Genomic DNA, 10,339 nt, shown 5'->3' with positions numbered 1-10,339 from the left:
GCGGAATGGTCAGCCCTAACAAAGGGTTGCTGGTTAACGGCGCGGTAACCACGAATAGCGTGCGGGTGACGGTCCCGATCGTCCAAAGAAAAAGGGGCGAGCCCGAAGGCTCGCCCCCAAGACCGACGCGAACGTCGGCGGTATCCGTCTTAGCGGAACAGGCTCAGGATCGACGAGCTCGAGGAGTTCGCGATCGACAGCGCCTGGATGCCCAGTTGCTGCTTGGTTTGCAGCGACTGCAGCTTGGCGCTTTCCTTGGCCAGGTCGGCGTCCACCAGGTTGCCAACACCGGCGTCCAGGCTGTCTTGCAGCTTGCCGACGAAGGTCAGGTGGGTGTCCAGACCCGACGAGGCGGTGCCCAGGGCGGCCAGCTTGTTGGTGGCGGTGCCGATGGCCTTGTCGATGGTGGAGATCATCGTCTTGGCTTCGGTGGCCGTCGTGAAGGTCGGCGTGGCGCTGAGGCCCAGCCCACCGATGGTCAGGGTCTGAGCGTTCACCGTCAGGCCAGAACCGTCCGCGTTAGCCAGGAAGACGAGCGCCTTGGCGCTGGCACCGACGAGGCTGACACCATTGAACTTGGAGTTATCCGAGGCCTTGGTGATCTGCTTGCGCAGCGAGTCGAAGTCTGACTTGAGCGCGTTGAACGACGCGGTGTTCAGCGAGGTGTCGGAAGCGGCCAGGGCCTTTTCCTTCATCTTGCCGAGCAGGTCGTTGATGGTGTCGCCAGCGGCCAGGGCCACGTCGATGGTGGACTGACCGCGTTGCAGCGAGTCCTTCACGGCGTTCATCGATTGCGAGGTGGCCGATTGCGTCTTGGCCATGGCCCAGACGGCGCCGTTATCCTTGGCGGTGCCCACCTTCTTACCGGTGTTGATGCGCTGCTGGACGGTCTGCAGGTCGGCGTTGGTGGCGTTCAGGTTTTGCAGGGCGATCATCGCGCCCGAGTTCGTGTTGATGCTGTTCAGCGCCATAACGAAACAACTCCTATTCGAGGTGTTCCGGCGTCATTTTGACGGCCGGTGGGCGTTTTACCCACCGCAAGTATCCGACAACTAGCTTTCCATTTCGTTGAAGAAGCAGATAGATACAATTAAGATATAGAACTATTTTGTTAATCATAAACCGCTCATGAATGAAGATAAGAATAATTTAACGCACCACTTCTCGTCTCATTATGGCACATCTATTCTAGTGTCTTACCTGACATGCTTAATTTTCAATTCACGATATTTGCCCAACACCGCTCATCGAGGAGACCTCGGGGCCAGCCGGCGGGATGCGGCGCGAGCGGCAGGGCTTGGCCGCCGCGCGAATGGTCACGATGAAGACCAGCGACTTCCAAAGGTCGGACAGCAGACGAAGACGACGACGCATCGAGAGGCTCCTTTGCCTCTACCAACGAAGAAAAGGCCGACCGGCTCCCTCGGGAGTCGGCCAGCCTGGCTTGAGCCTTCGTCGTGGAGGTCGCGAGGAGGGAGGTCGCGAGGAGGGAGGCCGCGAGGAGGAAGGCCGCGAGCGTCTTACTTGCCGCGCGTCACGACTACCGGCGCTCCCGAATAGTCGACGACGGCGTCGGCCGCGTCGAAGTCGGTCGGCTTGGCGCCGGCGCCGATGAAGCGGATCTTGAACACCCGCTTGTCGACCATGCCGTCGAACCGGCCCGAGCGCGGGCCGATCGTGACGCGGCCGGTGGCGTTGTCGTAGCGGATCGGGATACGGCTGTAGGCGCCGCGCTGATAGGCCATCGACAGGCCGTCGTCCTCGTAGAGCTCGAACGCGCCATCCTTGCCCGTATAGACGACCAGGGTGATTGGGGCGTCGGGCGTCTCGCCGACATACTGCTGGACCTGCGTGGTCGGCACGATGGCGCCGGCCTTCACGAACAGCGGCATGCGGTTGAGCGGCGCGTCGGCCTTGACCGTCTGTCCGCCCGCATAGGGCTTGCCCGTCTCGAAGTCGTACCAGGACACGCCGGCCGGCAGGTACACCGAGCGCGAGCGGGCCTTGAAGCGGGTCACGGGAGCCACCAGGAACGCGGGACCGTACAGGTACTGGTCGTCGATATCGCGCACCTTGGGATCACGCGGGAAGTCCATGACCAGGCCGCGCATGATGCCGCCGTCGCGGTGATAGGTCTCGCCCGCCAGGGTCAGGGTGTAGGGCATCAGCCGATAGCGAAGCTCGTCGTACCAGGCCAGGCTCTGATAGACCTCCGACCCTTCCGGCGCGAGGTTGTAGATCTCGCGATACGGAAACTCGCCGTGGCTGCGGAATAGGGGCGAGAAGGCGCCGAACTGGAACCAGCGCAGGTTCAGCTCCCGCCACTCGTCCAGGTGCTTGGGATCCTGGTTGGTGTAGCGATCCTCGACCGAGAAGCCGCCGATGTCGGTGGTCCAGTTGGGCAGGCCCGACATCGAAAGATTCACCCCGGCCGAGATCTGGTCGCGGAAGTCGTCCCAGCGGGCCACGACGTCGCCGCTCCACACCGCCACGCCGTTGCGCTGGATGCCGCCGAACGCCGAGCGCGACAGGATGAAGCTGCGCTTGTCGGGGTTCAGCTCATGCTCGCCCTCGAACACGCCGCTCGTGTGGATCAGCGGGTAGGAGTTGAAGAACTCCGCGCCGGGCCCCATCGCCGTCGGCCCCATGCGCAGGGTGCGCTCGGGGATGTCGAGGTTGGAGTGCATGTCCGGCTCGTCGCTGTCCATCCACCAGGCGTCGACGCCGTAGCGCTTCAGGCTGTCCTTGACCTGGCGCCAGTAGATGTCGCGCGCCTCCTTCGAATAGGGGTCGTAGAAGGAATTCAGGTAGCCGGGCCCCACCCAGTCCAGCGCGCCCTGCTCGATGTTGCGCCTGTACATGTGGCCCTTGGCGTCGAGCGCCTTGAAGTGCTCGGTCCACGGATAGAACTTGGCCCAGATCGAGATCATGAAGTGGCCGTTCGTCCCGTGGATGTCGTCCAGCATCTTCTGGGGATCGGGGAAGCGCGTCTCGTCGAACTTGTGGCTGCCCCACTGGTCGTCCTTCCAGTAGCGCCAGTCCATCACGACGTTGTCGATCGGCAACTTGCGGGCCCGGTATTCCTTCAGCACGCCGACGATCTGGTCCTGGGTCTCGTAGCGCTGGCGGCTCTGCCAGAAGCCGTAGGCCCAGCGCGGCATGGCCTGGGCCTTGCCGGTCAGTTCGCGATAGCCGCCGACGACCTGGTCGAGGTTTTCGCCGGACACGAAATAGTAGTCGATCGCGTGAGCCACGTCCGAGGTCAGGGTCAGCGACTTCTGCTGGGCGGCGGGCAGCGGGTCGTTGTGCAGCAGAGCGACGTAGCCGTCGTCGGGCTCCCACTCGATCCGAACCTTGTGGCGCGCGCCGGCCTTCATCGGGACGGTGAAGTTGTGGAACCACGGGTTCCAGTTCTGCCGCCAGCGGTCGATCTTCAGCTGGCCGTCGACCCAGAGCTTGGCGTAGCTGGACGAATAGAGCTTGAACTTCTGCACGCCGGTGGTCTTGGGCTCGACATAGCCCTCCCACACCACGCTCGCGCCCTTGACCGGCTTCTTGTCGGCGGTCGTCAGCTCGGCCGGCCAGTTCGGCAGGTCCTTTAGGTACTGATAGTTCACGTCCGCCTCGACGCGCGTCAGCTTCAGCGCGCCGCCGACATAGTACCTGGCGGTGAAGCCGCCGGGCTTGCCGCTCTCGTCGAAGAGCTTCAGGTCGCGGGAGGCCAGGGCGTAGGGCGTCGGGTCGCCGAAGCGGCTGATGCCATTGTTGTCCCAGAGAACCCCGTAGTTGCGGGTCGACAGCACGAACGGGATGGCGATGTCGCGATTGTACTGGGCCAGTTCGACGTCCTGACCATTGTAGTTCATCTGGCCGTTCTGGTGCTGGCCAAGGCCGTAGAAGCCCTCGTCCGTGCCCGGATTGAACCGCTGCGAGATGGCGTAGAAGCCCTTGCCGTCGATGGTCAGGGGCTTGAAGGCAGAGCGGCCCTGCTCGGCCAGGACCGTCTTGCCGTCGGCGTCCTTGAACGACACCGTCCCGTCCTTCAGCGCCACCTCGGCCGTGGCCTTGCCGGCCTTCAGCACCACCTTGCCGCCCGCCTGCGTGACCGTGAAGCCGGAGGTCTTGGGGGCCGCGATCACCATCAGGCTGGGCGGGACCTTGATCTCGTCGGTCGGCGAAGCCGTGACGTGGATGATCCGCTCGCCCATCACCCGCAGGCGGACCTTCCTGGCCGGGCCCGAGGCGGGCGTCACGACCACCCCGTCGGCCGTCTTCTCGAAGCCGCCGTCCAGCGCGAGGGCCGAGGTCGAAACCATCAAGGCGCCCAAGGAAACCACCGCCGCGATCCGCCAGGCGCCCATCCGCATCCTCCCTCGTCGAGCGCCCTGATAGCGCTATCAATCGTTCGGGAGACACTCGCCGCGCGGCGGTCTCTTGGCCAGTCCCCATGTGGTCGTAACAGGCCGCGATTGCGCCGCTCCATATTGTACTATAAATCCTCGGCAGCGGGCGCTTCACGCCCAGCGTCAGGGACGATCATGAGCGACGGCGGCACGGGACGGCGACGCGCGGCGGCGAAGGACCGATCCTGATGGACCAGGACGTCGTGATCGTCGGCGACTGGGGCACCTCGCGTCTGCGGCTCTGGCTGCGCCAGGGCAAGAGCGTGATCCATCGTCGCGATGGCCCCGGGGTCTCCACCCTGACGGAAACGCCCCAGCAGACCTTCCTGAACCTGGTCGGCGACTGGCGCGAGGCCAGCCCGGCCGGCGCGATCCTGTGCGGCATGGTCGGCTCTAGCCTAGGCTGGAGCCTGGCGCCCTACGCCCCCTGCCCCGCCGATGCGGCGGCGGTGGCCCAGCGCACGATCCGCCTCGAGGCCGACGGCCTGCCGGTGACCCTGGTTCCGGGTCTCTCCTGCGTGAACCCGCTGGGCGGCCCCGACGTGATGCGCGGCGAGGAGACCCAGGTCTTCGGCGCCCTTGCGCTAAACCCGGCGCTTCAGCGCGGCCGCCACCTTCTGGCCCTGCCCGGCACCCACAACAAGTGGACCGTGGTCGAGGACGGCAAGGTCACCGGCTTCGTCACCGCCCCGGTCGGCGAGACCTTCGCCCTGCTGAAGCAGCGCTCGACCCTGGCGGCGGGCGGCGGCGCCCAGGCCGAGGGTTCGGCCGAAGGCTTCGCCCTGGGCCTGGAGCGGATCGGCGCGCACGGCGCCCAGCGCCTGCTCCACCTGATGTTCGAGACCCGCGGCCGGCAGTTGCTGGACGGCACGAGCCCCGCCGACGCCATGGGCTATCTGTCGGGCCTGCTGATCGGGGCCGACGTCGCCGCCGCGCGCGACTGGTTCGGGCCGATCGAGGCCGTGACCGTGATCGGCGCCGGCCCCCTCGGCGACCTTTATGTAAAGGCCCTGGCCAGGGTCGGTGTCGGCGCGGCCGTCGTCGATGGCGACGCGGCCGTCCTCGCCGGCCTGTCCTCCATCTCCAGAACTTCGGCGATTTCCAGATTTCAAGACAAGTGAGCGTCATGCCCGACTTCGCCCCGCCTCCCATCGTGGCCATCCTGCGCGGCGTGAAGCCGGACGAGATCGTCGACATCGCCGCTGCCTTGGTGGCGGCCGGGATCAGGGGGATCGAGGTTCCGCTGAACTCGCCCGATCCGCTGGAGAGCATCGGCAAGCTGTGCGCCGCCTTCGGTGACCAGGCCCTGTGCGGGGCCGGCACGGTCCTTACGCCCCAGGCCGTCGACGACGTCGCCAAGGCGGGCGGCAGGCTGATCGTCACGCCCAACACCGATCCCGAGGTCATCGGCCGCGCGGTCGAGCTGGGCCTGACCGCCATGCCGGGCTTCGCCACCCCCTCGGAGGCCCTCGCCGCCGTCAAGGCCGGCGCCGGGGCGTTGAAGCTTTTCCCCGCCGGCACGTTCGGGCCCGGGCACGTCAAGGCGATCAAGGACGTGCTGCCCAGGGACGTCCTGGTCTACGCCGTGGGCGGCGTGGGCGCGGCCAATCTCGAACCCTGGCGCGCGGCGGGCGTGGCGGGCGTCGGCGTCGGCGGCGAGCTCTTTCGTCCGGGCTATACGGCCAAGGAGGTCGGGCAGCGCGCCGCCGCCCTCGTCGCCGCCTGGAACGCATAGGGCGCGGCGGATGTCGTCCGCTTCTCGATTTGCTCGAGCGCCCGGCCCGAACGCACTTGCCGAAAGCCCACGGCGCGGCTGTATTCAGCGCAAATCACTCCGTACGCCAGCGGAGCAAGCCAATACAATGAGCAGCGATCGTCCTGGCTTCGCCGCCGCAGAAAAAAAGAAGATCAGCCGATGCGCACCCAGCCCGGCCTGAGTTTGACCTACGGTCTGGTCGAGCAACTTGGTCAGGCCATCGTCACTGGCGAATACGCCCAGGTCGGCTTTCCCACCGAGGGCGAGCTGTCCAAGCAGTTCGGCGCCAGCCGCACGGTGACCCGCGAGGCCGTCAAGATGCTGACCGCCAAGGGCCTGCTCAGCGCCCGCCCGCGCCACGGCACCGTGGTCGAGCCCGAGGCCGAGTGGAACATGCTCGACCCCGACGTGCTGCGCTGGCTGCTGGAGCGCAAGTTCAGCCTGCGCTTGCTCGCCGACTTCACCGAGATGCGCCTGGGGATCGAGCCGGCCGCCGCGGCCCTGGCCGCGCGCAACGCCGACGAGGCGGGGCTGGAGGACATCCGCAAGGGCCTGCGCCGCATGAAGGCCGCCGCCGAGGGCGAGGACGACCCGCTGTCGGCCGACATCGCCTTCCACATCGCCATCCTGAACGCGACCAAGAACCCATTCTATCGCGAGCTGCACGAGCTGGTGAACACGGCCTTGCGCATCTCCATCCGCTTCACCAACCGCATCAAGGGCCACACCGCCTCGATCCGCTCGCACGAGGACGTGGCCGAGGCGATCATCGCCCGCGACGCCGACAAGGCCGCCGCCGCCATGCGCGAAATCATCTTCGATGTTCTTGAGCTGATCCGCGCCGCGTCGCCGGCCACGGAATCGGAGGCGGCGCGCCGCGAGGCGTGACTGTCGAAACCGCTCGCCCCGCACATGGCCAAGGTTTAATGTGGCGAGGCTTGCCGAAATACGGCGTTCCCGTAAAGTTCCGGTGATGGAAAAGGGCGATCCTTCTCTTGCGGACCAGGTCGAGGACCTCGACCGCCTCACCGAGCGTGAGCGCGAGTGCCTGCGTCTGGTCGATCGCCACATGAGCTCCAAGGAGATCGCCCGCGAGCTGGGCCTCTCCAAGCACACGGTCGACTGGCATCTGGACAAGGCCCGCCGACGGCTGGGCGCGGCCGATCGCTACGACGCCGCGCGCCGGGTCTTCAACCGGGCCAGACAGGGCGACGGCGCCCCTGCCACCCCACCTGTCACCCCCCCTGTCACCCCCCCTCCGATCGCGTCGGGGTCCGATCCGTCCCGGCTAGGCGAGCCACCTTCCTTGCGGTCTGCTGATCGCATCGAGGAAGGAGTTTCCCGTGAACGCATTGACCCCCCATCAGAACGAACTCACCCCTCATCAGAAGGATGCGATCGGCCGCGCGACGTACCTGCGTCAGGACGTGATCAGCTTTCGCAGCACCTGGCCGCCCCTCAACTCGGCGGACGCCCTGCCGCCCATCACCTGGAGCGAGCTGGAACGTCAGCTGGCCAGCCTGTCGGCGAAGCCGGATGGCGCGGCGATGGTCCACGACCTGGTGGCGGCCACCCGCAAGCAAGCCTCGTTCAAGCCGAGCGAGCTGGTCATGCGGGAAATCCTGTGCATCGCGAGCGCGGTGATGGACGAGAGCTTTCCGCCGGAGTCCTGGTCTTCGGACTCGGATCTGGACGACCTAACCATCTAAGCCTTCCGCTCCGGCTGGCCTTCATCGCGGCCGTCATGATCGTGACCGCTTTCGCGTTCGGTTCGATCCTGGCGGGACTTCACGCCCTGGAAGGCCTTTTCGCCTAGAGCGCGTCAAGTTTGAGCCTAGGCGGTTAGACCGCTCGAACCCGCTCTCAAGCGCAAGCGTTGGAGCCGGGCGGTCTCTTTTCCACATCCTCTGAAACCCAGGTCCTGAAACCCCGGCCCTGAACCCCCGGCAACGCGCCCCCGTAGGCGCGAAGGAGACTGCTTATGCTCAAGGAACGCCGCCAGGCCGCCCAAACGGTCGCCGACGCCCTGTTCGCCGCCGAGAACGCCATCGACGCGGCCATCACCACCACCGCCTCCCTGGCGGCCCTGATGCCAACGGCTCGACAGGGCGCCCACCTCTCGGCCCTGATCGGCCAGGACGCGCTGATGGCCGCCATCGAAACGATGCAAGCCCTGGGCGCGGCGCGCGAGCGGATCGTCACGACCCACAAGCATCTCTCGACCGCCCAACACGACATCGGCCTGTCCGCGGTCGCCTTTGGCGATGGATCCGAAAAGCCGCCCACCCCGCTCGTGGGCCGACTGACCGTCGCGGCCTGACGCGACGCACCCGGACGACAGGGGCCCGCCACGCGAGCCCCTGTCGCGCCATGCTCTGCAATCGAGCGGGCTCTGCAATCGAGAATGACGACGACGCCTTGGAGCACGCCCTGGACGTGTTCTAGATTGCACCAAGTTCAGCCTGTTTATCGGGTCTGGGCGGTTCTCTGACCGGACAGCGCCAGGGCGGGCGATGCTTTTCCATTTCCTCTATCAATGGGCCAGTCTGGTCGCGCTGCTGGTGACGGTCGGGGCGGCCGCCTGGCGCGGCGCATGGCCCGAACGCTTCGGCGCCGCGGCGATGGTCGTGGCGTGGGTCGCCAGCGCCCTGGTCTACAACAGCATCCTGCTGCGCGGCTTTCAGGTCGCGCCCATGCTGGTCGACCTGGCGCTGACGCTCGCCCTGCTCTATGTCGCCCTGCGCTCGGACCGGTGGTGGCCGATGTGGGCCTGCGCCTTCCAGGCCCTCAATGTCGTGCTGCATTTCGCCCTGGCCGCCGACGACGTCCTGTGGCGGTGGGCGGCTTGGTTGGCCAGTTCGTGCTTCAGCTATCTGGCCATGCTGGCCCTGCTGTGCGGCGCGCTGGGACGTCCTCGCGCACCCGTTCCGACTGACGCCGCGTCACCGCTGACATAGGCTCCAACGCCTGTTTCACTCCTCGCAACGAACAGGAGGAAACCATGGGCGAAGCCTATATCGTGGCGGCCGCGCGCACGGCCGGGGGCCGCAAGGGCGGTCGGGTCTCGGGTTGGCATCCGGCCGATCTGGCCGGGACGGTGCTGGACGCCCTGATCGCGCGCAGCGGCGCCGATCCGGCCCTGGTCGAGGACGTGATCCTGGGCTGCGTCGGTCAGGTGGGCGAGCAGGCCATCAACATCGCCCGCAACGCCGTCCTGGCCTCCAAGCTGCCCGAGAGCGTGCCCGCCACCTCGGTCGACCGCCAGTGCGGCTCGTCCCAGCAGGCCATCCACTTCGCGGCCGCGACCGTGATGTCGGGCGCCATGGACATCGTGATCGCCGCCGGCGTCGAGAGCATGAGCCGCGTGCCGATGGGCCTGTCCTCGGCCCTGCCCTACAAGAACGGCTTCGGGACCTACAAGAGCCCGCGCATGGAAGAGCGCTACCCGGGGATCCAGTTCAGCCAGTTCGCCGGCGCGGAGACCATCGCCAAGAAGTACGACCTGTCGCGGGCCGAGTTGGACGCCTACGCCCTGCAGAGCCACCAGCGCGCCATGGCCGCCACCAGGGCCGGCAAGTTCGCCGCCGAGATCGTGCCGATCGAGGTCACGCTGGAGGGCGGCGCGGTCGAGCGTCACGAGGTCGACGAGGGCATCCGCTGGGACGCCTCGCTGGACTCGATCGGCTCGGTCAAGCTGCTGGCCGAGGACGGTCGCCTGACCGCCGCAACCTCCAGCCAGATCTGCGACGGCGCGGCCGGCGTGATGATCGTCAACGAGCGCGGCTTGAAGGCCCTGGGTGTCGAGCCCCTGGCCCGCATCCACCACATGACCGTGATCGGCCATGACCCGGTGATCATGCTGGAGGCCCCGATCCCGGCCACTCTGAAGGCGCTGGAGCGGGCCGGCATGAAGATCGGCGACATCGACCTCTACGAGGTCAACGAGGCCTTCGCCTCGGTGCCGACCGCCTGGCTCAAGGTCACCGGCGGCGACGCCAACCGCCTGAACGTCAACGGCGGCGCCATCGCCCTTGGGCACCCGCTAGGGGGTTCAGGCGCCAAGCTGATGACCACCCTGATCCACGCCCTGAAGGATCGCGGCGGCCGCTATGGCCTGCAGACCATGTGCGAGGGCGGCGGCCTCGCCAACGTCACGATCGTGGAAAGGCTGTAGCGTCCT

10 protein-coding genes and 1 pseudogene are annotated in these 10,339 nt (G+C 66.9%); 8 read left to right on the top strand and 3 right to left on the bottom strand.

Annotation, left to right across the window (positions count from 1 at the left end):
* Positions 1-149: 149 nt before the first annotated feature.
* From VJ655_RS08680 to VJ655_RS08670, 3 genes are all read right to left on the bottom strand, one after another.
* On the bottom strand, positions 150-971 hold the full coding sequence (locus VJ655_RS08680; protein WP_324110668.1) for a flagellin: 822 nt from the start codon (positions 969-971) through the stop codon (positions 150-152).
* A 250-nt stretch (positions 972-1,221) separates the two neighbouring features.
* A complete protein-coding gene (locus VJ655_RS08675; protein WP_324110667.1) occupies positions 1,222-1,374 on the bottom strand; it encodes a hypothetical protein in 153 nt (50 codons plus the stop codon).
* Between the two features lie 146 nt (positions 1,375-1,520).
* Positions 1,521-4,367, bottom strand: coding sequence for a TIM-barrel domain-containing protein (locus VJ655_RS08670; RefSeq protein WP_324110666.1), 2,847 nt, complete (start codon positions 4,365-4,367; stop codon positions 1,521-1,523).
* Positions 4,368-4,591: 224 nt separating this feature from the next.
* Here VJ655_RS08670 and VJ655_RS08665 point away from each other — a divergent pair, with 224 nt between their 5' ends.
* The 8 genes and pseudogenes from VJ655_RS08665 (at position 4,592) to VJ655_RS08630 (ending at position 10,333) form a co-directional block, all read left to right on the top strand.
* Positions 4,592-5,524 carry a 2-dehydro-3-deoxygalactonokinase gene (locus VJ655_RS08665; RefSeq protein ID WP_324110665.1) on the top strand — a complete coding sequence of 311 codons (933 nt, stop codon included), beginning with the start codon at positions 4,592-4,594 and terminating at the stop codon, positions 5,522-5,524.
* Between the two features lie 5 nt (positions 5,525-5,529).
* Positions 5,530-6,138 carry a 2-dehydro-3-deoxy-6-phosphogalactonate aldolase gene (locus VJ655_RS08660; protein WP_324110664.1) on the top strand — a complete coding sequence of 203 codons (609 nt, stop codon included), beginning with the start codon at positions 5,530-5,532 and terminating at the stop codon, positions 6,136-6,138.
* A 180-nt stretch (positions 6,139-6,318) separates the two neighbouring features.
* On the top strand, positions 6,319-7,047 hold the full coding sequence (locus tag VJ655_RS08655; RefSeq protein ID WP_324110663.1) for a FadR/GntR family transcriptional regulator: 729 nt from the start codon (positions 6,319-6,321) through the stop codon (positions 7,045-7,047).
* A gap of 85 nt (positions 7,048-7,132) precedes the next feature.
* Positions 7,133-7,502 (top strand): annotated as a pseudogene (locus VJ655_RS21065) (helix-turn-helix domain-containing protein); the annotation flags it as partial.
* The gene (locus VJ655_RS08645) at positions 7,503-7,868 is read left to right on the top strand and encodes a hypothetical protein (RefSeq protein ID WP_324110662.1); all 366 of its coding nucleotides are present in this window, start codon (positions 7,503-7,505) and stop codon (positions 7,866-7,868) included.
* Between the two features lie 272 nt (positions 7,869-8,140).
* Positions 8,141-8,479 (top strand): hypothetical protein, encoded by a 339-nt coding sequence (locus VJ655_RS08640; protein WP_324110661.1) that lies wholly within the window; start codon positions 8,141-8,143, stop codon positions 8,477-8,479.
* 193 nt (positions 8,480-8,672) lie between these two features.
* Positions 8,673-9,116 carry a hypothetical protein gene (locus VJ655_RS08635; RefSeq protein WP_324110660.1) on the top strand — a complete coding sequence of 148 codons (444 nt, stop codon included), beginning with the start codon at positions 8,673-8,675 and terminating at the stop codon, positions 9,114-9,116.
* Between the two features lie 44 nt (positions 9,117-9,160).
* The gene (locus VJ655_RS08630; RefSeq protein ID WP_324110659.1) at positions 9,161-10,333 is read left to right on the top strand and encodes an acetyl-CoA C-acetyltransferase; all 1,173 of its coding nucleotides are present in this window, start codon (positions 9,161-9,163) and stop codon (positions 10,331-10,333) included.
* Positions 10,334-10,339: the final 6 nt, after the last annotated feature.

This window comes from Caulobacter sp. (assembly GCF_035254145.1).
Classification (GTDB): Bacteria; Pseudomonadota; Alphaproteobacteria; order Caulobacterales; family Caulobacteraceae; genus Caulobacter.
Note: the sequence above shows the minus strand (reverse complement) of the source record. Positions and strands in the feature narration are given on the sequence as shown.